The sequence below is a fragment of the Pseudomonas sp. LB3P25 genome, assembly GCF_054897985.1.
Genome location: NZ_CM142711.1, coordinates 5,194,468 through 5,218,769, shown reverse-complemented (window position 1 = coordinate 5,218,769; position 24,302 = coordinate 5,194,468). Strand labels below are relative to the sequence as shown.

Genomic DNA, 24,302 nt, shown 5'->3' with positions numbered 1-24,302 from the left:
AGCTTAGCGCTGTCTGCTGCTTGAGAGTCAGTGAAATCTGCTGAGTTCGCAGGCAAAAGCTCGCAGGCAAAAGAAAACCCGCACAAGGCGGGTTTCTTTTATGCGGCTTGCAGTTGCCGATCCATCGAAGCGATGCACTCGCGCATCTGCTCGCGGCACTGGGCAATCAGCAGCGGCATGTCATCCAGGCTCAATCCAGTCGTAGGAATTGCCGGTAGCGAGCGAATCAGAATCTTCCCACTGCGCCACCGGTTCAATCGCATGTGTTTAACGTAACTGCTGACACACACCGGAACAATCGGCACCCCGGCGGCAATGGCCATTTGAAAGGCGCCTTTCTTGAACGGCAGCAGTTCTTCGCCCAGGTTGCGCGTGCCTTCCGGGAAGACCCAGATCGAGGTGTCTTCATTCTGCAGCGTGTGGGTAGTGGTCAGCATCGACTGGCGTGCTTTCTGCGCATTGCCGCGATCGATCAGCACATTGCCCGCCAACCAGAACAACTGACCAAACAGCGGCACCCACTTCAGACTCTTCTTGCCAATACACACAGTGCGGCGGGGCACCACGTTACCGAACACAAACAGATCGTAGTTGGACTGGTGGTTGGCGATGATTACGCAGCTGTCGGGTTTATCCATCAGCGGTCCGACGTCGGCCTTCACCCGCAGACGCAAAATACACATCGCCGGCCATGCATAAAGTCGCGCGCACAAACGGCTGTTGTCCGGGTTGAACGGTCGGCACAGACCGAGAATCACCCCAAGCACACCGGCCAGAATAAAGTGTAGGCCCATCAATAACATACGAAACACAAACAGCATTTACAGACCCACCGGGACAAAAGGTGGCGCAGTGTACGGATGTGCACTGTTTTCGGCAATTACCGCTATAGAGGGGGGAGATGGCCGATGTTTGAGCGCATGTTTCCGACTTATGGGTCAGACGCGATCTAGAGCGGTTGTAGGCTTTTCAATAGAGCGCGTAAGAAAAAGCCCGACACGACGGTCGGGCTTTTCGGTATGGCACGTTTGGGATTAAACCAAATGCTCCTGATCCTGGAGGATCGCGTTGTCCAGCGTCTCCAGCAGCGCTTTGCGCACTTTGAGCTTGGTGTTCTTGTGAGCGGTCATGTTGATCTTCTTCAACTGACGAGCCGCCGATAGCGCCGCGCCTTGCAGCTCTTCGGCCGACACCACCAGGTCGAGGAAACCGGCATCCACGGCGCTCTGCGGATTGAACATCTCGCCATTGATCACCGAACGGTGGAACGCCGACTTGCGCAGACGATCACGCGCCAGCTCAATACCGGCGTGGTGCATGGTCATGCCGATCTGCACTTCGTTCAGACCAATGCTGAACGGGCCATCGACACCAATGCGGTAATCCACCGACAACAGCAGGAACGCTCCCTTGGCCACCGCATGCCCAGGGCACGCCACGATCACCGGGAACGGGTGCGACAACAGACGACGGGCCAGCGTCGAACCGGCGGTCACCAGTGCCATGGCTTCTTTAGGGCCGGAGGTCATCACCTTCAAGTCATAACCACCCGACAGAATCCCGGGCGTACCGGTAATGATCACCACCGCACGATCAGTCACCGCCTGATCCAGCGCGGCGTTAAACGCAGCAATCACGTCCGGAGAGATGGCATTGACCTTGCCATTGCTCAAGGTCAGGGTCGCGATACCGTCTTCGAGATGGTAGGAAATCAACTCACTCATGACGCTATTCCTTTCAATAAAGTAGGGCAGACGTTACCCACCGCCGTAGGCCAGGTAAAGCGCCGTGACTGACCACCCGGTCACCCTTTCCCCGCCCGGCAAGCATCGCCCGCCACGCCGGCCGTGCATTGCCCTCTATATAGAGGAGGGCGCGAAGCCGGAGATTGGCGGGTTTGCCATGGCACGGAACCCGCCGGAACGACTAAATCGCTAACCGCATGAAAATTCTCAAAAAAATATTTGCCATCGGAAAAGCTTTCGACTACATTAGCGCGCCTCGACAGACAGAACATGTTTGACGAGATACGGTGAAGTGTCCGAGTGGCTTAAGGAGCACGCCTGGAAAGTGTGTATACAAGAAATTGTATCGAGAGTTCGAATCTCTCCTTCACCGCCAAATTCGATGTAACCAAAACCCCTGATTTCGAGAGAAGTCAGGGGTTTTGTGGTTTCTGGTGTCTGGATTTTGTGGCTGGCAATGTTATTGGCAGGTTTTTAGCACCTGGCACGAGCCGCTTCGGGAGGGGTATTCGCTTTGCGCCTTTAGAGTACAAAATGAATCAACGGGCACGGCACATGACGCGGCCCATTATCTGTACGGGCGAACGCACGTTATGCAGGAATTCACCATGGAACAGGCCGAGCTGGAAAAGGTTCACGTGGAGATCGTCAAGCTGATGGCTGAGCAGCGCAAGCTGAACGCCGAGGCCGGGAAGATGACCCGTGAAACTTTTTGGTATCCGGTGGCTGTGGCGACTGGGTTGATTGGTACGGTGGCCACTGTCACAGCGGTGTTGGTCAAGCTGCTTTAATACCTTGGCAGTCGTAGCTGAACAAAGCGCTGCGCATCACGGCTGTGCAACGGACTTGAACGCTGTTCGACGACTTTGCATCTCTTGGCTCCTTTGTCGGTACGACCTGTTCAATCCCCCTGAAAAGCACGGTCTTCAGCTTCTTCGTTTCACCTGTTGGACTGCCCAAACCCCTCGAATGGAATCGACACTATGTCTCACCCTCGCGCCGCTTCCCGCCGCATAATTATTTCCATCGCCGCCGTGGTGATGAGCACCGTCTCCTTATTCACCACCGCATCCACGACTAAGACTTTCCCCGATGCCGAAGCCAGCGACCCCGCAAAACTAGTCTGGATGGTCGGTTCGCCACCACCGGCAGATCGCACCGTGCGCTTCGAAGATGGCAGCTATTTTCAGTTCCCGGCGATGCGCTGGAGTGTTTCGAACTTCCGTCAACTGATGCCAACGGTCAACGTTTCACGGGGGCTCGGTGCGCCGGTTCCATTGGTATCTGCGCTGCGCAAAGACATCGATGCGATCAGCTTCGTCCCGTTCGGCGCGAAGGCTCCGATGACCTGGGAGCAATCCCTCGCGGCCACCTACACCGATGGGATTGTGGTGATGCATCGCGGGAAAGTTGTCTACGAGGGTTACTTTGGCGTGCTGAAGCCTGAAGGCCAGCACGCAGCGATGTCGGTGACCAAGTCCGTGATCGGCACGTTAGGGGCGATGTTGGTGGTGGAAGGGCGAATCGATGCGAACAAGCACGTCGCCGATTACGTCCCCGAACTGGCGGCTTCTGCGTTTGGCAGCGCCACGGTGCGCCAGGTCCTCGATATGACGACCGGCCTCAAATACAGTGAGGACTACGCCGACCCGAAAGCCGAGATGGTGATTGTTCGCTACGCCTCCCATCCGGTCGCCAGTAACTCGGCTAATGATCCGGTCACATTGCCGGCGTTTGATGCGTTGGCTCAACATCTGTCCAGGTTGCCTTGAGTCAATATCCCCCGGTCTATGAAGAAGGAAGTTTAATGATCACCACTACAACCCATACCATCGAAGGCCGGCAAATTACCGCCTATCTGGACATCGTCAGTGCCGAGTCGGTGCAGGGTGTCAACGTTATCCGCGATATGTTCGCCGGGATGCGGGATTTTTTCGGTGGGCGCTCTCAGACATTGGAGCGGGCGTTGAAGGAGGCTCGAATTCAGGCAACTGACGAGATCAAGGAACGGGCGCGGGCACTTCAGGCTGATGCGGTGGTGGGGCTTGATTATGAGATCAGCATGCCGGCCGGGAAGGGCGGGATGGTAGTGGTGTTTGTGACCGGGACGGCGGTCAAGTTGAGGTGAGTGAGTCACGAGGCCGTTCGTCGGGGATGCAATAATCTGAACTACAAGTCCAGTAATGACTGACTAGTCTCAAGCGCGTCGAAGGTCGATGTTTTTCAGGCAAATAGGGCTTGCCGATGTCGACCCTTTTTTGAGAGGGGAAAGGTATGGCTGATTCGTATATCGAAGACGACGGGTCTGAGTTTCCGATCAACAATTGCGTGCAGTGTGGTCAAGCGGAGTATGTGGCGGGCTTTGGTGAAGACCCGGTCCAGGTCGCCAAAGTGAAATCCAAGGTGCCCCGAACCGAAAAGGCGAATTTCTTGCCCAAGAGGGTGACGGCGCCTTCCAGGAAGTAACCGTCAACCGGACAGCCCCCGCTATTGAGCGGGGTTTTCATTTTCACAAGGTCGGATGTGGACTACAGATACACAGCCCGCTGTTGGCGGTTTCTTTCACAAACTTTTCACACCCACCTACGTAGGCTCAACTCATCCGTTAGAAAGCAGTACCTGGCCCGTTCCCCAGCGGGCTTTTTTTTGCCTGTCATAAAACCTTTTCTAAAAACGCTGTCCAACCGTCGCCTATTGCGAGGTTGTACCCGTGCGTGTCTGGACTTTGTCTCCTTTAAAGCATTCAATCTCGCCCCTTTCGGTTACCCCTTTTTTTGAGGTTCTTGTCATGCGTTTAACACTGCCTGCTCTGGTTCTGGGGCTTTTGGTTGCTCAAGGTGCGATGGCTGCGGGTGATGGCACTGCCGCGATCGGTGGCGGTTTGGGTGGCGCGCTGGGTAATGTGGTCGGCCAGAGTATGGGCGGCAGCACCGGTGCAGCGATTGGTGCTGGTGTAGCGGGCGCGGCCGGCAGTGCTGTTGCCGCACGCAAAGGCAGCCGTACTAAAGCCGCCATTGGTGGTGGTATCGGCGCGGCCGGCGGTTCGGTGATCGGCAACAGCCTGGGCGGCAGGACCGGTTCCACCATCGGCGCAGGCTTGGGCGGCGCATTGGGCGGCGGCGTGGGCAGCAATCTGGCCAAAGGTCACAAGCGTCACTGATCCCGATTGATCAGTTCAAAAAAGCCCGGCTTGATGCCGGGCTTTTCGTATCTGAATATTTCTTCTTCGCGCTATTCGAATCTACGGCTGTCCAACGATCAACGCTGGCGTGATGGAAAAGCTAGACTCATGCCATCCGTAACGCGTTCTCTTACCCCCGATACGGAATTTAGAGGTTCATATCATGCGTTTGACATTGTCCACGTTGGTTTTGGGGCTTTTGGTCGCTCAAGGTGCAATGGCCGCCGGTGACGGCACCGCTGCGGTTGGCGGTGGTATTGGCGGTGCGCTAGGTAACGTGGTCGGCCATCAAATGGGCGGCAGCACGGGTGCAGCGATTGGCGCAGGTGTAGGCGGCGCGGCAGGTAGCGCGGTCGGCGCGAAGAAAGGCAGTCGCACAGAAGCGGCTATTGGTGGTGGTTTGGGGTCGGCCGGTGGCTCGGTGATCGGCAATAGTCTCGGCGGTTCTACCGGTTCGACCATTGGCGCAGGCCTGGGTGGCGCGGCGGGTGGGGCAGTGGGCAACAACCTGGGCAGCGACAGCGGCAGTTCGCACTCCGGTAGCGGCCACAATCATAAGCATAAAAACAAGCACAGGAACAAACATCACTGATTCGTCATTGAGTCACAGCAGAAACCCGGCCCCGCGCCGGGTTTTTCGTTTATGGGAGTAGGACTCTGGAACATTTGGTCGTAGGTCGCCTCGAACTTCATAGACCCCCGAATGTTATGAGGCATACCATGACTCCTAAAACCGAAGGCAAGGAAGAAAAAGGCCCGAGCGGGCTTCCGTTCATTAACGATCCCGGTAACGAAGACCCAGGCTCGCTGATGGATGATGCAACGGTGCCGCTCAATGATTCCGATGATGCAGGCGACGTCGGAAATATCGAGTTCGAAGACAAGGAAGAGGGAGAGGAAGAGGACGAAGATTGACCCTGCTGTGCGACGGACGCGACCGATCGTCTCTCTAATCGAACGCATGCCTGGCGCAGCCCTCGAAATTTCAGGGCCTGCTCTTCAGGCCCCTCGAGAGGTGCTTTATGAACGCTGATCCGAAAGACTCCGACATCGACGACACCCCCGAATATCCGTTGCCTTCACCGACCAATTCCCTGAGTCGCGATCAACGTCCGCCTGATGACGACACGGCTGTAGAGCAATTGCCGTCTGATGAAGTGAAGCGTGGGGATGTGGAAGCTGACCCTGAAGACCCGGACATCGCCGGCGATGACGGCTCAAACGAACCGAGCTGAACATTTGCTGTGACGCAGCGCCGCTCGTCGATTGTGTGGCACCTTTAAAAAGCGATGGCTGCCAGAATTCAGGTACGTACCCTTTAAAAAGGAGAGGCACCATGATCAGGTCAAAATTAACGGCCCTGACGGTGATCGGCGTGTTGTCGGCCAGCTCAATGTCGGCGTTTGCTCAGTCCTCCGGCAACGATGCACCTGTGGATAAGGGCGGGATGCCGCCGTACTCCGAAATGAATGCGGGCTCTGCGGACGGGAATGCGTTGCCGCCTGGGACCATTGGTGGTGGGAATGGTGGTGATGCAAACGGGAATAGCACCGCCCCGGAGGTGGGAAGTGGGGCGATGAGTGGTGGCGGTTCGATGGGGAGTGGTTCTGGGAGTGGGTCTGGAGGCTCTGGGATGAGTGGGAGCGGCGGGAGTTCGGGAGGGAGCAAGGGGGGAGCTGGTACGAATGACTCGGGTGGTTGAAACACTTGACCCCTAGCACCCATGCTAGGGGTCGAACTTCTCAACAGAACCCAGAGTATCTAGTCAATTATTTAGAATTAACGTTGTTCTTAAAGAAATAAAATTCGCCTGTAGAATTCGATATTTTTTCAACTTTACCTAAGGCGATGTATTCTTTGAATTCATTCTCCAAAACGGCTTTGTCAGTATATTTTTTGTATTTTAATGGTAATTCGCAAGCAAAAGTATAAAGCCTCCAAATATCAAATCCGTCTGTCCTGCCATCAGGTCCGTAGTCAAAATCTACACAGAAATCAGGAAAATAAACAGCACAGCCGACTCCATGTAGCTCATATGTTACGTCGCCAACCACGGTTCCACATCGCTCTATTTTATTGCTACGCCACAGCCTTAGAATGCATCGAGTGCCGAATTTTTCTTCGAACAAAGAGGTGGCTTTATCGACCATCGAAAGAAAGTCGAATATGAGTTGCTCAAGACTCTCGTTCCTATAGTTCATCTTCTTCGATGCTCCAGTCGGTCATGTCCAACGTTGCTCGCGGATTCTAGAACTTCATCAATACTATTCAAAGTTCCTCTATGGCCCGCGATATCTCTCACAAGTTTAATGATCACTCTTGTTGATGTCTGTCTTGCTGCTGAAGCGCGGTGATGCCCATCCAGGATATAGAGCTTGCCGTTATTTTTGGCGACATCTATTGAGGCAGATATAAGTCGGACTTACTCTGTAAGTGACTCAATCCATCGTTTGTAGAAATCCCTTTGTTGTTGAATATCCTGTGTAATGTCATCTTCTTCATAGTCGAAAATATTTACGATGTCTTCCAGTTCGGCGGGTTTGCCCATGTATAGTTCGTACGCCACTATCCCCGCGGACATTTGCGATGACATGCGCGAGGGGTAAACGTTGAGTTTGGCACCTTTGCATAAAAATTTTGTCTCTGGAAAATCGGCTCGCAACAATCCGAAACATACGTAAAGATCATGGGCTGTATATGTTTTTCTTAAGCCGTTTTCCATTATGAAAGTTAAGGCCGGCTTTTGCCGATCGCATTCGATAGCGACCTTCTGAGTGATTCCGTGGACGTTGATAGATATTTCTATTGTTTTCATGATCACTTCCTGTGCGGGTTAGGGGTTGAGTAGCCCTTATAGCTGCCATCGGCGTTGACGGGGGTGACACCGAGAATGTCTCGGCTATCTACTCCTCCAGGCAAAGCTATTTCGACCTCACCCCTATGAGGCGAAATCATGCCGAGTCTTTTATTCACATCTATCCCGCGAATGTTTTTTATTACGTAGACGAAGCCGTCTTCATATCCGTAACCCGTTGCAAATTTTATAGCTTCCTTTTCTGAGGTCGAAGTGCTGACAAAAAAACTGGGAGGGTTTCTGTTGTCCCGCGCGTGTAAGTAGAGGTCCATACTGTCTCCCAAAGGCTCAAACCCGGCTTCAAAAATTTCCCAGGACTCTCGCGAATCACCACGGTACAAATACCGGTTTCTTTCCTTTAGGGCTGGGACCTGGGGCTCACCCTCATTGACCTTCGCTTTCCCCGCCGGATCTTCATCCCCAAACGAAGGCTTCTTACACCCATCCCCACCCGGGCACTCACTCAACCCCAACGGATCAACCCACCCCGTCGGGTTCCGCGTGTACTGATACCCGTTTAACCCACCCGCCAACCCACTCGGATCCGGCGTCAAATACCGTCCAATCTCCGGATTGTAGTAGCGATGCCGGTTGTAATGCAGGCCCGTTTCCGCATCGAAATACTGCCCCTGAAACCTCAACGGCTGATCAAGCACCTGATGGGTGTCGCGGTTGAGGCGAGTCAGGCGGCCATACGCTGTGTATCGGGCGGCCCAGATGATCTCGCCGCTGTAGTCGGTGAGTTCTTGTGGCGTGCCGAGGTGGTCGAGTTGGTAGTAGAACGGACAAGCCTGGCGTGGGCCTTTGCCGTCGAGCATGGCGAGCGGGCGGAAAGTGCCGGGTTCGTAGAGGTAGCTGCGGTGGTGTTCTTTGCTGCTTTCAGCGACGAGGTTGTCGCCCTGCCAGAAAAATTCGGTGGTGTTGCCGTCGAAAGTTTTGGCGATGCGGCGGCCGAAGGCGTCGTAGCGGTAACTGGCCGTGCGGCCGTCTGGGGTGGTGACACCGATGAGTCGGTGCTGGCAGTCGTAACGGTACTCGGTGACCAGTTTTTGTGCGGTGCCGCGGCGCTCGCGAATCAGGTTGCCAAAGGCGTCGTAGTCGTAATGGCGGTCACCTTGCATCAGCAGGCGGTTGCCTTTGACGGTGGTCGGGCCTGGACGATCCTGCATCTGCAGGTTGCCCGCCGGGTCGTGGGCGAAGCTTTCCGGTTGTTGATCGCGGGAGTGTCGGACGCGGATCAGGCGGTCGAGTGGATCGTATTGGTAGCTGCGTTGGCCGTGACGGCTATCGGCAATGCTGTCGAGATTGCCGTTGGCGCTGTAGGCATAGTCGCGGCGATACAGCGGTTGTTGCTGTTGGCTGACGGCGTGAGCCTTCAGGCGACCCTCATCGTCGTAGGCATATTCGCTGAGCAACAGGCCTTGCTGGCGTTGCTGTTCGCGGCCGAAGGCGAAGTGGTGGGTGATGAGCCGGGCGCCGTTGAGGTCGATGGCCGTCAGCGCGCCGCCCTTGGCATGTTGGTAATCGAGCTTGCTGTTGTCCGGCAGGCGCAGGCGATTGAGCTGGCCGCAGGCGTCGTAGGCATAGCGCAAAGTGCCCCAACCCTGATGCTCAGTGATCAGGCGATTCTGCTGGTCGTATTCAAACTCCAGCGGGTGATCGTTACTGTCATCGACGCTGACCAACCGGCCGAGGCTGTCATAGCGATACTCGACGTTGACGCCATCGGGCAGGTTTTTGACTAGCAGTCGTCCAGCCGAATCCCGTTGATAACTCGTAAACAGCTGTGAGCCGTCATCGCCGAACTCGATTTTCTCCAGCAGGTGGCCGTTGAGGTCGTAGGCATACGCCGTGCGTCGGCCATCGAAGCCGGTTTCCTGTCGGATCAATCCGTTGGGTGTGTAGTCCAGTCGATAGTGTTCGCCGGATTCGTTTTCGATTTCCGTCAGCAGTAGCTGCGCGTTGTCGTAGCGATAACGCAGTTGTGTCCCGTCAGGGTTGATCCGGCGACTGACCAGATGCAGGTCATCGTCGTACTCAAAACGGGTGACGCGGCCCAGTTCATCGCGTTCGGCGGTGATTTTTCCGTAGGCGTTGTAGCTGAACGCGCGGCTGGCGCCGGTAGGAAGCGTCGTCTGGATCAGTCGGCCGACGGCATCCCATTGGTACTGGGTGACGGCTCCGTGTTCGTCCTGACGGGTAATCTGCCGACCCAACGCATCGTAGGAAAACCGCCGCTGGCCACCGTCCGGCAAGGTCTCTTCGAGCAGTTGCCCCAAGGCATTCCACCCGAAGACATGCCGACTGTTGTCTGGATAACGGATCGACAGCACCCGTCCTTGAGCGTCGTAGTGATAGTGAGTGACATGACCGTCAGGATCGGTCGCTTCCGTGACGTCACCCTGAACATTGCGCTGAAACTTCCACACCGCTTTACCGCGATACCGCGCATGCAGGAAACCATTGCGATATTCGTAGGACGTTGGCTCGTCTTCGGGTGGAATCAGGGCAATTAGCCGCCCGATCTCGTCATAGCGGTATTGGGTAATCGCCCCTAACGGACCCTGCTCGGCAACCAATCGTCCCTTGTCGTCGTAGGCCTTGAGATGTTTACCTCCATCCAGGTCGACCCGGCGTACCAGCCGCGCCTTATCGTCATGGACATAAACTTCCTCGCTGCCGTCGACGTTTTTAACCAAAACACTGCCGGTGTCGTCCCAGTCATAACGCGTATCCATCTGCGAAAAGGTCGCCCAGTGCCGCACGCATCGGGCCGCCTTACCGGACCGTTCCCACTCCCAAAAGAAACTTGCCCCACCGGCCAGTTGCCGCTGAAGGATCACGTGTTGATCGTCGTAGTCGTACCGTTCGCTTTCGTTGGCGGCATTGGCCGCTTCGATCAGGCGTTGTCGGGCATCGTAGCGGTAGGAAATCAGCGTTTGTTCTGTACGCCAGGCGTCATCCAGAGAGTCAGCGGGGTGAAACAACTGATACTCCACGGCGACGATGTGGCGGCGCTCATAACGCAACAGCAGCGAACGACCTGCGCCGTTGTCGAGGCGTTGAATGCGATCCTGACGGTCGCGGGTGATGTGCAGTCGGTTGTTGTAGGCGTCGCTGATTGCCGTCAGCTGACCATTGCGAAAGTGGTAAAACCGAGTCACTTCCCCGGCCAACGCGAGCACCAACTCTTCAGGCAGATCCCCGAGATAAATCGCCGCCCGCGACAGGCTGTTATGTATCGCTGGACGCTCGGTACTGGGCAACGGAAACGTCGTACGACGGTTTTCATGGTCGGTCCAGACGACGTGTTCATCGTCCAGGTCCAACCGATGCGCCAGCGAATGACTCCAGCCCCAACCCAGTCCGCAATCGATTTCCACAGCACTGGTGCGATAGAGCCGGGTGAAGTCGAACGGCAAAATCCCGTCCAGCGAACCATCGGTCAGCGTGAGCAGTTCTTCGCCCGTGACCATCGACACCGGACAGCCATTGGTACAGGTCAACGGTCCGCAATCGGCGCTGTCACCGTTGGGGTTTTTCGCCTGATCGGGAGCATCGTCGCGGTGTTCCTGGCGAACCAAGCGGGTCATTGCCTCGGACTTGTCGCGAGCGATTGCGACCGGGTTCATTAGCCGCACAACCGGTGCAGCACCCGCGCTGATTTGCAGTGACACCGCGGGTGCGGGGTTCAGCGGAACATTCCGGGCGCTGACTGCGAGGGGTTTGAGTACGCCAGCGTGGGCTGTCAGGTCGGACTTGGCGGTAAGTTCGGCCAGCCGCAAACTCGCGGCCGCCAGCCAGTTCCGTGCTCGCTCCGACTTGACCTTGTTCAGCACCCTGGCGCTTATGCCAAGTTTCAGTCCTGTAGAACCTGTGAAGCGCGCCAACAGCAATCCGATCAATATTCCTGTACGAATTTCCGCCACGACCTCGGCGATGTACTGCGGCGGCAACATCCTCAGCCAAGTGGTGATCGCCGCGAGATGAATGAACATCAACGGCTCGTCACTCAACACCAACAACAAACTGGCAATCGATTCGGCTGACGCCTTCAACAGCGTTTCAAGTTCGGTCTCGGTCAGGTACTCAAGGAGCTTTTGGCTGTTGGCCTGCAGGTCCGTGATCAGCTCGTAGATCTGCTTCACGTCATCCCACAAACCGTTCAGCGAATTCTCGAAACCGCGCCAATCGGCCTGTTGCAGCAGCCCGTAGCGTTTGACGAATCCGGCCTCGGAGAACTCAGCCCACGAGGGTTCGAATTCGGTGGCCCACTCGTTGCGCAGCCAGCCTTCCAGATCGCCGATGACACCTTGATAAGAGGCGTAGAGAGCTTTGACATGATCTGCGGAAAGATTGGGGAAAAAGGTGATGCGATAACGCAGGCTGCGCTCGCACTCAGGGATTTCCAGAACGCCGCTGGGGCCGATCTCGTGGTAGACCGGCTCGCCAAAAGTACCCTCGGAAATCATCGGCTCAAGCATCACCGGCGTATTACCGATCGGCACGAAACGCGCTGCCTCAAACATATGCACCAGGGTCAACGGACCGCTGGTCGGACAGGCGGCGACTGTCGAACTGACAGGCGTGGTGGAATTCTTCGGCGCGCTAAGACGGACTTCGTTGCCAACTTTGAACACTTGCTCGACATCCAAAGCCTTGCCGGTCCAGAAACTTTCAGCCCAGGCATCGTAGTCGTTGAGGCAAAGCCGAAAATCACCGAGCAGCGCTTCGACACCCGGCTGCTCAGGGTCCATGGCGGCGACCACCAGCAGCCCGATGGTGTTGTTCAAGGCCAGGAGGTTGTCAGGTATGAACATTCGCAGTCCCTCGCGCGGATCAATTCAGAGCGCGAGACTTTGCGTGGGATCGGCGGGGAAAGAAGTCGGGAAAGTAGGTGTTTGGTGTAGGGGAAATCGCTAAATGACAGAGAGCACTTCGGCGCAGGTTTGAGTACCGCTCAGGCATTGCCCGTTGCCCTATGCCCGCCGCGCTCGCTATGCTGCTGAATCCTTTAATCGATCGCGGACCCGGCCGTACCTGAGCCGCCTCTGGGATGTCATTAGAAAACGGATCAGATGCGATGAATGCACCGCTGAATGAATTTGGCCCGATCAAGGCCGTGATTTTTGATATGGACGGCTTGTTGCTGGACACCGAGGGCATTTACACCGAGGTCACGTCCATGATTGCCGCGCGTTACGGTCGGGTCTTCGACTGGAGCGTCAAACAGAACATCATTGGCCGTGGCGCGGGTGATCTGGCGCGTTACGTGGTCGAGGCGCTGGACCTGCCGATCACCGCCGAAGAGTTCCTGGTGATCCGCGAACCGCTGATGCGCGAGCGTTTTCCTACAGCGTTGGCGATGCCTGGCGCACAGGAGCTGGTTCGGCACTTGAAGGCCAACAACATTCCGATCGCGGTGGGCACCAGTTCTTCGCGTCAGTCGTTCGGCCAGAAAACCATCTTGCACCGCGACTGGTTCGCGCTGTTCGATTTCATCGTGACGGCTGACGATCCGGAAGTCGGCGCGGCCAAACCGGCACCGGACATCTTCCTCACGGCGGCGCGGCGCCTGGGTGTCGCGCCCGAGGATTGCCTGGTGTTCGAGGATTCGCCGTTCGGTGTCACGGCGGCGAAAGCGGCGGGAATGACGGCGATTGCGATCCCGGATGCGGCGATGGCTGACGAAAAGTACGCACACGCCGATGGCATTCTTCGTACGCTGACGGCGTTCAGACCGAGCGCTTTCGGCCTGCCGGCGCTTGAATGGGCTTAATGCCACAGGCACAAAGACGCTGGCAAATGTGGGAGCGAGCCTGCTCGCGAAAGCGGTAAGTCAGACGACATCAATGTTGCCTGACACACCGCCTTCGCGAGCAGGCTCGCTCCCACCTTTGGATTGCGTTTAACTCATCAGGCGCCAAAACCACCGTCGATGGTCAGGCTGGCACCGGTGATATAGCCGGCTTCGGGACCGACGAGGTAGGCGACGAAACTGGCGATTTCTTCCGTTTTGCCGTAACGACCCACCGCCATCAACGGGATCAGACTTTCGGCGAAGTCACCATCGGCCGGGTTCATGTCAGTGTCGACCGGGCCCGGTTGCACGTTGTTGATAGTGATCCCTCGCGGGCCGAGGTCGCGAGCCAGGCCTTTGGTCAGGCCGACCAGCGCCGATTTGCTCATGGCGTACGGGCCACCACCGGCGAAGGGCATGCGGTCGGCGTTGGTGCTGCCGATGTTGATGATGCGACCGCCTTCGGTCATGTGTTTGGCCGCGGCCTGGGTGGCGATGAATACGCTGCGCACGTTGATCGCGAGCGTCTGGTCGAAGTCTTCGAGTGTGAAATCTTCCAGCGGTGCAACGGCCAGCACGCCAGCGTTGTTGACCAGAATGTCCAGGCGACCAAAGGCTTTTACGGTGGCGGTCACGGCGTTGCGGATGGCTTCGGCGTCGGCGCTGTCAGCCTTGATGGCGAGGGCTTTGCCGCCGTTATCGGTGATGCTGTTTTGCAATTCTTCGGCTTTGGCCGTGGAGCTGACGTAGGTGAAGGCGACTGTCGCGCCTTCAGCAGCCAGGCGTTTGACAATGGCTGCGCCAATACCGCGGGATCCGCCTTGAATCAAAGCCACTTTGCCGCTGAGGTTCTGAGTAGTCATATCGATCTCCAAAGTCCCGAGGCGAAATGTCTCGGTTGATGGAGCCTAGTATCGATGCAGGATTACAGGCTGTGTAGACGGTAATTGCGATAGTCTGTGTAAACCAAAAGTTTATAGTGACGCTTATGGAAACCTTCAGCAGTATCGAATGCTTCGTGCGCAGTACCGAGGTCGGCAGCTTCGCCGAAGCCGCGCGCCGCCTGAGTCTGACCCCGGCGGCGGTGGGCAAGAGCGTCGCCAAACTTGAGGCGCGACTGGGTGTGCGGCTGTTTCAGCGCAGCACTCGCAGTTTGACGCTCACTGAAGCGGGTCATCTGTTTCTCGGCGAAGTGAGTTCCAGTCTTCACACGATCCAGAATGCCGTGGCCAATCTGGCCAGTGCCGAGGGTCGACCGGCGGGCACATTGAAAGTCAGTATGGGCACTGTGTTCGGGCGGTTGTATGTCGTACCGTTGCTCGGGGAGTTTTTGCGGCGATTTCCCGCGATCAATCCGGACTGGCATTTCGATAACCGTCAGGTCGATCTAATCGCTCAGGGTTTCGATGCGGCGATTGGCGGGGGATTCGAGCTGCCGCAGGGTGTGGTGGCGCGCAAGCTGACGCCGGCCCATCGGGTATTGGTGGCGTCAGCCGACTATCTTGCGGGGCGTGAGGCGATTGTCGAACCGGATGATCTCAAACATCACGATGGCATTCTGATTCGGTCGCCGCAGACGGGGCGTGTGCGTTCCTGGCAATTGACCAGTCGCTCCCAGCAACACAGCCCGCTGACCCTCAAGGCGCGGATGACCATGAGTGATTCGGAGGCGGCCTGTGCCACGGCCGCTCAAGGGTTGGGTATTGCGCTGGTGAGCATGCCGTTTGCAGTGGGCTATCTGGAGGCCGGGACCTTGCAGCGAGTGTTGTCGGACTGGTATGTCGACGACGGCAACATTTCGATCTATTACGCGGAGCACAAACTGCTGCCCGGCAAGACCCGGGCGTTTGTGGATTTCATCATTGAGCAGTCTGCGGAGCAGGGGTTGGGACAGCGGTTTAGTGCGCTCTGAGCCAGGCTTGAGACCGAGGTGTTGCCATCGCGAGCAGGCTCGCTCCCACATTGGATTTGTGAACGACATATATCCCTGTGGAAGCGAGCCTGCTCGCGAAGAACGATTGCGCGGTCTACCTGCCAAACCGCCCCGACCAGCCAATGATTTTCTTCGGCCGTGGCGTCGCATAGGTCCGCACTTTGGACGTCGACAATCCCAACCGCACCAACGACTCGGCAATCGTCACTGCCGCCGTCACACCATCCACCACCGGCACGCCAGTGCGCCGGCGAATTTGTTCATCCAGCCCGGCCATGCCGCCGCAGCCCAGGCAAATCACCTCGGCCTTGTCTTCAAGCACGGCCAATTCCGCCTGACGAATAATTGCCTCCAGCGCACGCTCGGGATCGGCTTCCAGCTCCAGTACCGCCAGGCCACTGGCCCGTACCGACGCGCAACGGTCCCAGAGTCCGGACAGTTTGAGGCGATCCTCGATCAGCGGCACGGTGCGATCCAGTGTGGTGACCACCGAGTAGGCATGGCCGAGGAACATGGCGGTGCTGGCCGCCGCATCGGTGATGTCCACCACCGGTACATTGAGCAATTCCTGCAAACCTTCGCGGCCGTGTTCGCCGTAACCAGCCTGAATCACGGCATCGAAGGGTTGGTCGTAAGCCATCACCCGATCCATCACCGCGATGGCTGCCAGATAACTTTCGAAATTGCCTTCAATGGAGTCAGCACCGAAGTAGGGCGTCAGGCCGATGATTTCCGTGCCCGGCGCGGCCACGGACTGAGCCGAACGTGCGATGGCCTGGGTGATGGATTCGGTGGTGTTGACGTTGACCACGAGAATTCGCATGGGAAGTCCTTATAACGGGGTGGTTCTGCGGCCCGACAGTGCCAGGCCGCCAAGGGGTTAATGGCTGACGTTATCGACGGCGATGGCTTCGCCGCTGACGTCTGCGTAATGGGGCTGCCGTTTGGCGATGATCAGGTAGAGCATCCCGGCAATCCCGGCACCAATCAGCCAGGAGAAGGGCGATACGCTGTCGAAGCCCGGCACCAGCGCCAGGACGATGGCGATCAGCGCGGCAGGAATGAACGCCGCGACGGCGCGTAAATTGACCCCACGGCTGTAGTAATAAGCGCCGTTGGGGTCTTCGCTGTACAACTGCGGCACGTTGACCTGGCCTTTTCGTACGAGCCAGTAGTCGACCATGATCACGCCGTACAACGGGCCGAGCAGGGCGCCGAGGCCGGACAGGAAATACACGATCACCAGTGGGCTGTTGTAGAGGTTCCACGGCAGGATCAACACCGCGATGGTCGCGCTGATCAGGCCGGCGCGGCGGAACGTCAGGTATTTGGGCGCCAGGTTGCTCAGCACAAAGGCCGGGGCGACGAAGTTGGCCATGATGTTCACCGCCACGGTGACGATCAGGAAGGCCAGGCAGCCGAGCACCAGGAAGAAGGTATTGGGAATCGAGGCAATGATTTCGGTCGGGCTTTCAATGATTCGTCCATTGATCTGAAATTGCGCGCCGCAGAGCAGGACGGTGATGCTGGCGAACACAAGAATATTTACCGGCAGGCCCCAGAAATTGCCGACCTTGATGGTCTTGCGGCACGGCGAAGAACGGGCGAAATCGCAAAAGTTGAGGATCAGCGTGCCGTAGATCGACAGCCACAACGCACCGCCGGCGAAGATGTTGCGCCACATCTCACCGCCGGTGAGCGGTTCGCGGATCGACCAGGCGATCGTCGCGTTGGCCTGAAAGTACATCCACGCAGCGAGGGCGGCGACGGTCAGCAGAATCACTGGCCCGGCGAACGCCTCGTAGCGCCGCACCATTTCCATGCCGTAGGCGAGAATCGCCAGTTGCACGAACCAGATCGCCACGAAACACACCCAGCCCAGGCTCGATAGACCCAGGATCGAGTTGTGGTCGTAGTCAGCGAATCCGGGATGCACCGCTGTCAGCAGTACGCGAAAGACCACCGAGGCCAGGTAGGTCTGAATCCCGAACCAGGCGATGGCGATAACGGCTCGGATCAATGCAGGAATCTGCGCCCCGTGAATGCCGAAACTGATCCGGCTGATGACAGGAAACGGCACGCCGGTCTTTTGCCCCATGTAGCCGGAAAGGTTCATGAAGCAATACACCAACGCCGCGCCGATCCCCAGGGACAGCAGGATTTGCCAGCCGCCCAGTCCGAGGGCATACAGCCCGATGGCGAATGAGTAATTGGCGATGTTGTGAACGTCGTTGGTCCACAGGGCGAAGATGCTGTAGCGGCCCCAGCGTCGACCTTCGGCTTTGGTCGGCGCCAGGTCCTTGTTGTGCAGACGAGGGCTGAGCACGACGGGTTCTTGAAACGTTTGGTCGTGAGGGGTTGAAGTGGGTGGGAAGGAGGGCAGATCCCGCGCGATGTTGTTATTGGAGAGGCTAGTACGCATTCCGGCAGGCTCCGAGCTTGGCGTCGCGATGACTGTGCATGAGCGTTGGCTCGACAAATCTTCGTCGCGGGCAGTCAGCATCATTGGTTACGGGGCATCTGCAGCCTGTACGGGATAGGGCGCTTCAGGCTTGCGGATATAAAGTGTGTGTATGTTTTTATGTAATTGTATACAAAACATGTATGCACTTAAGCCAGATCCATGCCAGTCAGCGATCTATGAATTTCGCCGCTAATTACTTTTTGTTATCTATTTTCGATAAGCATCTGAAATAAAGGCGATATAAATTGACTGTTTGAACAGGTATTTATTTTTCAGCGGGATGTGTACGAAGGGTCGACTGAGAAAGTCTGGGCAGGGGCGTGTAACTTTTTGGGGCGCTGAAATAAAAAGTGCACACACAAATGGCACATATGGTGACATTCGTGTGTACAAATTTTTTAATGAGACACTGATTCCTGTGGGAGCGAGCCTGCTCGCGAAGACGGACCCACATTCAACATCGATGGAGCCTGATACGCCGCCTTCGCGAGCAGGCTCGCTCCCACAAGGATTTCACACAGCAGGAAGTTACGCCTTGGATTTGCTGATGATGTTGCCCGCATGCAGCCCGCATTCTTTCTGCGTCGCTTCTTCCCACCACCAACGACCTTCGCGTTCGTGCTGGTTCGGTAACACCGGGCGGGTGCAGGGCTCGCAGCCGATGCTGATGAACCCGCGTTCGTGCAGGCTGTTGTACGGCAGCTCCAGCATGCGGATGTAGCCCCAGATCTCTTCACTGGTCATTTGCGCCAGCGGGTTGAATTTGTACAGGGTGCGTTCCGGGGTAGAGAACGCGGTATCAATTTCCAGCACCGCGACGGCGCTGCGAGTTCCAGGGCTCTGATCCCGACGCTGACCGGTGGCCCAGGCTGTTACACCCGAGAGCTTGCGACGCAGCGGCTCGATCTTGCGGATGCCGCAGCATTCGCCATGGCCGTCCTTGTAGAAACTGAACAGGCCCTTTTCTTTCACGAAAGGTTCGAGCTTGGTGTAGTCCGGCGACACCAGTTCGATGTCGATCTTGTAGTGCTCGCGCACCTGATCGATGAAGCGGTAGGTCTCGGGGTGCAAGCGGCCAGTGTCGAGGCTGAACACTTTGACGTTCTTGTTCAGCTTCCAGGCCATGTCTACCAGCACCACGTCTTCGGCGCCGCTGAAAGATATCCACAGGTCATCGCCAAACTCGGCGAACGCGAGTTTCAGGATGTCCTGCGCGGATTTGTTGGCATAGGTCGTGGCGAGTTCCACGACGTCGAACGTTGGGCTCATCAGGGCGGCTTCCTACAGGTCGGTGGCGCTGGGCGCTCTATATGGGTCTGATGGTACCAAAATCCTGCAGCTTCTGGCGCGTCCTCTGCGTTGCACCGGTCAGCCTGAGTCGCTAGAGTTCGGCAGTCCTTTTGCTCGCTCGACTCAATAATCAATACAAATGGGAGTGTCTTGTGGAAATTGCCTGTCTGGATCTTGAAGGTGTACTGGTCCCGGAAATCTGGATCGCCTTCGCCGAAAAAACCGGGATCGAATCCCTGAGGGCTACCACCCGGGACATCCCCGACTACGACGTGCTGATGAAACAGCGCCTGCGGATTCTCGACGAGCACGGCTTGAAACTCACCGACATTCAGGAAGTGATCGCCACGCTGAAGCCGCTGGATGGCGCCATCGAGTTCGTCAATTGGCTGCGTGAACGCTTTCAGGTGGTGATTCTGTCGGACACGTTCTACGAGTTCTCCCAGCCATTGATGCGTCAACTGGGCTTCCCGGCATTGCTCTGCCATCGTCTGATTACCGACGATTCGGGGCGGGTAACGAGCTATCAGCTACGTCAGAAAGATCCCAAGCGCCAGTCGGTATTGGCCTTCAAGAGCCTTTACTACCGGGTGATCGCGGCGGGGGATTCCTACAACGACACCACGATGCTGGGTGAGGCGGATGCGGGGATTCTGTTCCATGCGCCGGACAATGTGATTCGCGAGTTTCCGCAGTTCCCGGCCGTGCATAGTTTTGAGGCGCTGAAGCAGGAGTTCATCAAGGCTTCGAATCGGGCGTTGAGCCTGTAGTCGTCTGGTCGGACCCCTTCGCGAGCAGGCTCGCTCCCACAAGTGATCACCTAACCATGTGGGAGCGAGCCTGCTCGCGAAGCTTTTGATGCTTTTAGAGGTTTTGCAGGGTATCGAGCAACACCTTTACCTTGGTGATCGATTCCTGATACTCGGCCTGCCACTCCGAGTCTGCGACGATCCCTCCACCGCCCCAGCAACACACCTGCCCATCCTTGACCAGCAAACTGCGAATCGCGATGGAGCTGTCCATCTCGCCGCGCACGTCCAGATACAGCAAAGACCCGCAGTACAACCCACGACGCGTCGGCTCCAGCTCGTCGATGATCTGCATCGCGCGAATTTTCGGCGCACCGGTAATCGAGCCGCCGGGGAAGCTGCCGGCGATCAGGTCCAACGCGTCCCGGTCATCCGCCAGTTCTCCGGTGACGCTGCTCACCAGGTGATGCACGTTCGGGTAGCTTTCCAGGCTGAACAACTCCGGCACCCGCACCGACCCGATACGGCAGGTACGGCCGAGGTCATTGCGCAGCAGGTCGACGATCATCAGGTTTTCCGCGCGGTCCTTGGGGCTGGCCAGCAGTTCAGCGGCGTTTGCCGCATCTTCGGCAGCGGTCAGTCCGCGAGGGCGGGTGCCTTTGATCGGGCGGGTTTCCACATGGCGTTCGCTGACTTTGACAAAACGCTCCGGTGACAGACTCAGCACCGCGCCACCATCGGGCAGGCTCTGGAAACCGGAAAACGGCGTCGGGCATGCTGCTCGTAGCGCGCAATAGGCGGCCCACGGATCGCCTTGGCACTGCGCGCGGAAACGTTGGGCGAAGTTGACCTGGTAACAGTCGCCGGCCTGGATGTAGTGCTGAATGCGTTCGAGCGCTTGGCGATACTCGTCAGCGCTCAGGTCGGCCTGCATCGGGGCTTTCAACGTGAAAGACTCGACTGCTTCAGCCGTAGGCTCACTGAATAGTGCGATCAGGCGCTGACGTTCGCTGTCGATCAGCGACGGGTGGAAGACCAACTGACTTGTACTCAGTTGGTGATCGGTGATCAGTGCCCAGTCGTACAGGCCGAAACGTGCGTCGGGCAATTGCAGATCGTCCTGCGCCTGGCTCGGAAGATTCTCCAGATGCCGACCGAAGTCATAGCTGAGGTAACCGATCAAGCCACCCGCGAAGGGCAGGTCAAAAGGCACCGTCGCTTCACCGAGTCGTGTCAGATTGTCGCGAAGGCGTTGCAGGAAATCGCTGCCACTTTCGTCAGGCAATACCGCTAATTGCTCCAGCGGCCAGGCGCTGAGTAAGTCGTAGCGACCGCGATCGGCGGTTGGTCGACCACTGTCGAGCAGCACAGCACCAGGGGCATGACGAATCGCCGCGAAGTACTCGGCGGGGTTGGCGCAATAGGGGAGCGGGTGTACGGAACAGGTCAACATGGGCGGGGCAGATCAGCCATCGAGGCGGGGTGGCGATTGTAGTCCCCTCGGGGAATTGCTCCTAGAGGGGATGTTGGGGATTGGTAGATTGGGGCAGGGTTTTGAAGCATTGAGTCTGACTCAAAATCCACCCCTCACCCCAGCCCTCCCGAAACGTCGGACCGCCCCAGTGGGGAGAGGGGGAAAGGGAGCCGATCTTCAAGCTTTTCAAACCTGAGTTCGGCTCGATATTTCAGGTCGATGTAGTTCCAGGAACACCTCGGTCAGTCCCCTCTACCTCTGGGAGAGGGTTAGGGTGAGGGGTGGATTTCAGCCCTCAACCGCTGGAATATGCCCAAACATCTCCTGCACAAATTCCACCCGCTCGCGCACCGTCTCGGTCATCCCGCGAGCCTTCAACTCTTCCAGCCGCGCTTCAACTGCATGGGTACGCAACGTCAGCCCACAATCATTGGCAATCTGAATGTTCAACCCCGGCCGGGCGTTGAGCTCAAGAATCAGCGGCCCTTTCTCCTGGTCCAGCACCATGTCGACACCGATGTAACCTAGCCCGCACAGCTCGTAGCAGCCGGCGGCGAGCTTCATGAAACCGTCCCAGTAGGGCAGTTGCACGCCGTCCACCGCGTTGGTGGTGTCGGGGTGTTTGGTGATGATGTTGTTCAGCCAGGTCCCGCGCAACGTCTGCCCGGTCGCGAGGTCGACACCGACGCCGATGGCGCCCTGGTGCAGGTTGGCCTTGCCGCCGGACTGGCGCGTCGGCAAGCGCAGCATGGCCATCACCGGGTAACCCATCAGCACGATGATGCGGATGTCCGGCACGCCTTCATAGCTGATGCTTTTGAAAATCTGGTCCGGGATCACCCGGTATTCGATCAGCGCGCGGTCGCGGTGCCCGCCCAGGGAATACAGGCCGGTGAGGATGCTCGAGATATGGTGCTCGAGTTCCTCATGGTCGATGATCTTGCCGGACACTGTGCGATAGCGCCCCTCGAACCGGTCGGCAACCACAATGATGCCGTCACCGCCGGCGCCCTGGGCCGGTTTGATCACGAAGTCGTTGCGCCCGCCGATGATCTCGTCGAGGTTGTCGATTTCTTTCTCGGTGGAGATCACGCCATACAGTTCCGGCACATGAATGCCGGCGGTGATGGCGCGCTCCTTGGTGATGATCTTGTCATCGACAATCGGGTACAGACTGCGCTTGTTGTACTTGAGCACGTAATCCGCGTTACGCCGATTGATCCCCATGATGCCCCGGGCTTCCAGGGCCTTCCAGGTCTTCCAGAAGCCGAACATCAGGCGTCAGCCTTTTTCAGGAACGCCTTGAAGCGCACCAGTTCGGTCAGGCGGTAGCCGCGATAGCGACCCATGGCCAGCATGAAGCCCACCAGAATCAGCAGGATCGCCGGGAAGGTGAACACGAAGTAAATTAGCTCTGGCACGGTCATGATCAAGTGCGCCAGAGACGCAGCGAACAGCGTACCGATCGCCACTTTCATGGCGTGGCCGGAACCGCGTTCTTCCCAGGTAATCGACAGGCGTTCGATGGTCATGGTCAGAATCACCATCGGGAACAGCGCCACCGACAACCCGCGTTCCAGGCCGAGTTTATGGCTGAGCAGACTGATCGTCGCGATCAGCACCACCACGAAGGTCAGCACCACGGACAGCCTCGGCAGCATTTGCAGCTTCAGGTGTTCAAGGTAGGAACGCAGCGACAGGCCCAACGCCGTGATGATGGTAAACAGCACGATACCGAAGCCGAGCTGGGTTTCCCTGAACGCCAGGGCGATCAGCACCGGAGTAAAGGTGCCGAGGGTCTGAATGCCAACCAGGTTGCGCAGGATCAAAATCACCAACACGCCGATCGGGATCATCACCATGATCATGAACGTCTGCTGGGTTTGCAGCGGCAGGCCGTACAGCGAGTATTCGAGGAAGTTGGCGTCGGTGTTTTCGTCGGTCAGCTTGGCCAGGCGAATGGCGTTCATTTCGCTGTTGTTCAGGCTGAAGGTCACGTTGGCTTTCTTGCCGCCATCGACGGTGATCAGGTTTTCGTCGCCGGTCCACCACAGCAGGCGGTCGGTCGGCAGGCCCTGTTCACCGGTTTCCGGGTTGAAGTACAGCCAATCGGTGCCGTTGAAGCTGCGCAGCCAGAGTTCAGGTAGTTGCGGTTGGTCGGCCACCAGACGAATGGTGTGGACCTTTTCCACCGGCACGTGGGCGATGGACAGTACCAGTTCGACGATTTTGGCTTTGTTCGCGGTGGACGGATCGCCACCCAGCAGCAGTTTCACGTTGTCGTCGCTGAGATTGTTGACACGCTTGATGGCTTCGCCGATGAAGGTTTCAACGTCGGCCGAGTGCTGGCGAATCGGCGCGAGCAAGGCTTCGGCGGCGATTTTTTCCGGGCCTTCGACGGCGATGCTGTCGCGGAAGGTCGGGCCTTTGATCTTGGATTTTTCACCGGTGTAGCGCTTGGTCAGCACCAGGCGGTAATAAAGGGTCTGATTGCCCTTGGCCCGACGTGCCGACCAGGTGACTTTGCGGTTGCCGTCGACACGGTTCACGGCCACGCCGTAGTTATTGGAAATGAAGCTCTCGTTGAGGCTGACGTAATCGCGGCTCAGCGGCGGCACGAACATCTGGATCTTGACCGGATCCTTGGTACTGGCGACGAACTCGACTTTGGCGTCGATGTTCCACAAGTCGTCGGTGGCGTCTTCGGTCACGGGGATGCCGAGCACGAAGATCTGATAGGCCGTGACTGAAATACCCAGCACCACCAGGATGGCGATCAGGAATTTCAGGTGGAGGGTAAGAGAGCGCATTG

Annotated in this window: 22 protein-coding genes, 1 tRNA gene and 1 pseudogene; 12 read left to right on the top strand and 12 right to left on the bottom strand. The window is 57.5% G+C overall.

What is annotated here, in order from left to right; genetic code table 11:
* Positions 1-98: 98 nt before the first annotated feature.
* Together ACYZTW_RS23990 and ACYZTW_RS23985 are read right to left on the bottom strand one after the other, a co-directional pair.
* Positions 99-821, bottom strand: a complete 723-nt coding sequence (locus ACYZTW_RS23990) for a 1-acylglycerol-3-phosphate O-acyltransferase (RefSeq protein WP_462002083.1) — start codon at positions 819-821, stop codon at positions 99-101.
* A 213-nt stretch (positions 822-1,034) separates the two neighbouring features.
* Positions 1,035-1,724, bottom strand: a complete 690-nt coding sequence (locus tag ACYZTW_RS23985; protein WP_462002082.1) for a crotonase/enoyl-CoA hydratase family protein — start codon at positions 1,722-1,724, stop codon at positions 1,035-1,037.
* A gap of 307 nt (positions 1,725-2,031) precedes the next feature.
* Here ACYZTW_RS23985 and ACYZTW_RS23980 point away from each other — a divergent pair.
* From ACYZTW_RS23980 to ACYZTW_RS23940, 9 genes and pseudogenes are all read left to right on the top strand, one after another.
* A tRNA-Ser gene (locus tag ACYZTW_RS23980) sits at positions 2,032-2,121 on the top strand.
* Between the two features lie 232 nt (positions 2,122-2,353).
* Positions 2,354-2,536: a hypothetical protein gene (locus tag ACYZTW_RS23975; RefSeq protein ID WP_462002081.1), complete on the top strand. Its 183-nt coding sequence runs from the start codon at positions 2,354-2,356 to the stop codon at positions 2,534-2,536.
* Positions 2,537-2,785: 249 nt separating this feature from the next.
* Positions 2,786-3,439: pseudogene (locus tag ACYZTW_RS23970) on the top strand (serine hydrolase); the annotation flags it as partial.
* Between the two features lie 113 nt (positions 3,440-3,552).
* On the top strand, positions 3,553-3,873 hold the full coding sequence (locus ACYZTW_RS23965) for a YbjQ family protein (protein WP_007940782.1): 321 nt from the start codon (positions 3,553-3,555) through the stop codon (positions 3,871-3,873).
* 146 nt (positions 3,874-4,019) lie between these two features.
* Positions 4,020-4,211, top strand: coding sequence for a hypothetical protein (locus ACYZTW_RS23960; RefSeq protein WP_462002080.1), 192 nt, complete (start codon positions 4,020-4,022; stop codon positions 4,209-4,211).
* 322 nt (positions 4,212-4,533) lie between these two features.
* A complete protein-coding gene (locus tag ACYZTW_RS23955) occupies positions 4,534-4,905 on the top strand; it encodes a bacteriocin (RefSeq protein WP_149631588.1) in 372 nt (123 codons plus the stop codon).
* A 184-nt stretch (positions 4,906-5,089) separates the two neighbouring features.
* Positions 5,090-5,518 (top strand): glycine zipper domain-containing protein, encoded by a 429-nt coding sequence (locus ACYZTW_RS23950; protein ID WP_462002079.1) that lies wholly within the window; start codon positions 5,090-5,092, stop codon positions 5,516-5,518.
* Between the two features lie 128 nt (positions 5,519-5,646).
* Positions 5,647-5,841, top strand: coding sequence for a hypothetical protein (locus ACYZTW_RS23945; protein WP_462002078.1), 195 nt, complete (start codon positions 5,647-5,649; stop codon positions 5,839-5,841).
* Between the two features lie 107 nt (positions 5,842-5,948).
* A complete protein-coding gene (locus ACYZTW_RS23940; RefSeq protein WP_462002077.1) occupies positions 5,949-6,161 on the top strand; it encodes a hypothetical protein in 213 nt (70 codons plus the stop codon).
* Between the two features lie 534 nt (positions 6,162-6,695).
* On the opposite strand, the gene ACYZTW_RS23935 is transcribed toward ACYZTW_RS23940, so the two are convergent.
* The 3 genes from ACYZTW_RS23935 to ACYZTW_RS23925 form a co-directional block, all read right to left on the bottom strand.
* Positions 6,696-7,127: a DUF6896 domain-containing protein gene (locus ACYZTW_RS23935; protein WP_462002076.1), complete on the bottom strand. Its 432-nt coding sequence runs from the start codon at positions 7,125-7,127 to the stop codon at positions 6,696-6,698.
* A gap of 221 nt (positions 7,128-7,348) precedes the next feature.
* Complete coding sequence (locus ACYZTW_RS23930) at positions 7,349-7,741, bottom strand: hypothetical protein (RefSeq protein WP_462002075.1); 393 nt, start codon at positions 7,739-7,741, stop codon at positions 7,349-7,351.
* 2 nt (positions 7,742-7,743) lie between these two features.
* Positions 7,744-12,600: an RHS repeat-associated core domain-containing protein gene (locus tag ACYZTW_RS23925; RefSeq protein WP_462002074.1), complete on the bottom strand. Its 4,857-nt coding sequence runs from the start codon at positions 12,598-12,600 to the stop codon at positions 7,744-7,746.
* 263 nt (positions 12,601-12,863) lie between these two features.
* On the opposite strand from ACYZTW_RS23925, the gene ACYZTW_RS23920 reads away from it, so the two are divergent.
* On the top strand, positions 12,864-13,559 hold the full coding sequence (locus tag ACYZTW_RS23920; protein WP_462002073.1) for an HAD-IA family hydrolase: 696 nt from the start codon (positions 12,864-12,866) through the stop codon (positions 13,557-13,559).
* A 137-nt stretch (positions 13,560-13,696) separates the two neighbouring features.
* On the opposite strand, the gene ACYZTW_RS23915 is transcribed toward ACYZTW_RS23920, so the two are convergent.
* Positions 13,697-14,443, bottom strand: a complete 747-nt coding sequence (locus ACYZTW_RS23915) for a 3-oxoacyl-ACP reductase family protein (RefSeq protein ID WP_462002072.1) — start codon at positions 14,441-14,443, stop codon at positions 13,697-13,699.
* A 125-nt stretch (positions 14,444-14,568) separates the two neighbouring features.
* Here ACYZTW_RS23915 and ACYZTW_RS23910 point away from each other — a divergent pair, with 125 nt between their 5' ends.
* Positions 14,569-15,492 (top strand): LysR family transcriptional regulator, encoded by a 924-nt coding sequence (locus ACYZTW_RS23910; RefSeq protein WP_462002071.1) that lies wholly within the window; start codon positions 14,569-14,571, stop codon positions 15,490-15,492.
* A 115-nt stretch (positions 15,493-15,607) separates the two neighbouring features.
* On the opposite strand, the gene ACYZTW_RS23905 is transcribed toward ACYZTW_RS23910, so the two are convergent.
* The 3 genes from ACYZTW_RS23905 to ACYZTW_RS23895 all read right to left on the bottom strand — a co-directional run bounded on the left by ACYZTW_RS23905 (position 15,608) and on the right by ACYZTW_RS23895 (position 19,246).
* Entirely contained in the window at positions 15,608-16,336 is a 729-nt protein-coding gene (locus tag ACYZTW_RS23905; RefSeq protein WP_462002070.1) for an aspartate/glutamate racemase family protein, read from the bottom strand.
* Between the two features lie 57 nt (positions 16,337-16,393).
* Complete coding sequence (locus ACYZTW_RS23900; protein WP_462002069.1) at positions 16,394-17,935, bottom strand: NCS1 family nucleobase:cation symporter-1; 1,542 nt, start codon at positions 17,933-17,935, stop codon at positions 16,394-16,396.
* A 570-nt stretch (positions 17,936-18,505) separates the two neighbouring features.
* Positions 18,506-19,246, bottom strand: coding sequence for a phosphoadenylyl-sulfate reductase (locus ACYZTW_RS23895; protein ID WP_008027340.1), 741 nt, complete (start codon positions 19,244-19,246; stop codon positions 18,506-18,508).
* 173 nt (positions 19,247-19,419) lie between these two features.
* On the opposite strand from ACYZTW_RS23895, the gene thrH reads away from it, so the two are divergent.
* Positions 19,420-20,037 carry a bifunctional phosphoserine phosphatase/homoserine phosphotransferase ThrH gene (thrH, locus tag ACYZTW_RS23890; protein ID WP_462002068.1) on the top strand — a complete coding sequence of 206 codons (618 nt, stop codon included), beginning with the start codon at positions 19,420-19,422 and terminating at the stop codon, positions 20,035-20,037.
* A gap of 94 nt (positions 20,038-20,131) precedes the next feature.
* On the opposite strand, the gene pabB is transcribed toward thrH, so the two are convergent.
* The 3 genes from pabB to rloB form a co-directional block, all read right to left on the bottom strand.
* The gene (gene pabB, locus ACYZTW_RS23885; RefSeq protein ID WP_462002067.1) at positions 20,132-21,469 is read right to left on the bottom strand and encodes an aminodeoxychorismate synthase component I; all 1,338 of its coding nucleotides are present in this window, start codon (positions 21,467-21,469) and stop codon (positions 20,132-20,134) included.
* Positions 21,470-21,778: 309 nt separating this feature from the next.
* Positions 21,779-22,765, bottom strand: coding sequence for an alpha-L-glutamate ligase-like protein (locus ACYZTW_RS23880; protein WP_462002066.1), 987 nt, complete (start codon positions 22,763-22,765; stop codon positions 21,779-21,781).
* The gene (gene rloB, locus ACYZTW_RS23875) at positions 22,765-24,300 is read right to left on the bottom strand and encodes an osmotic stress tolerance membrane protein RloB (protein ID WP_462002065.1); all 1,536 of its coding nucleotides are present in this window, start codon (positions 24,298-24,300) and stop codon (positions 22,765-22,767) included. The genes ACYZTW_RS23880 and rloB overlap by 1 nt, the downstream gene beginning before the upstream one ends.
* Positions 24,301-24,302 lie beyond the last annotated feature (2 nt).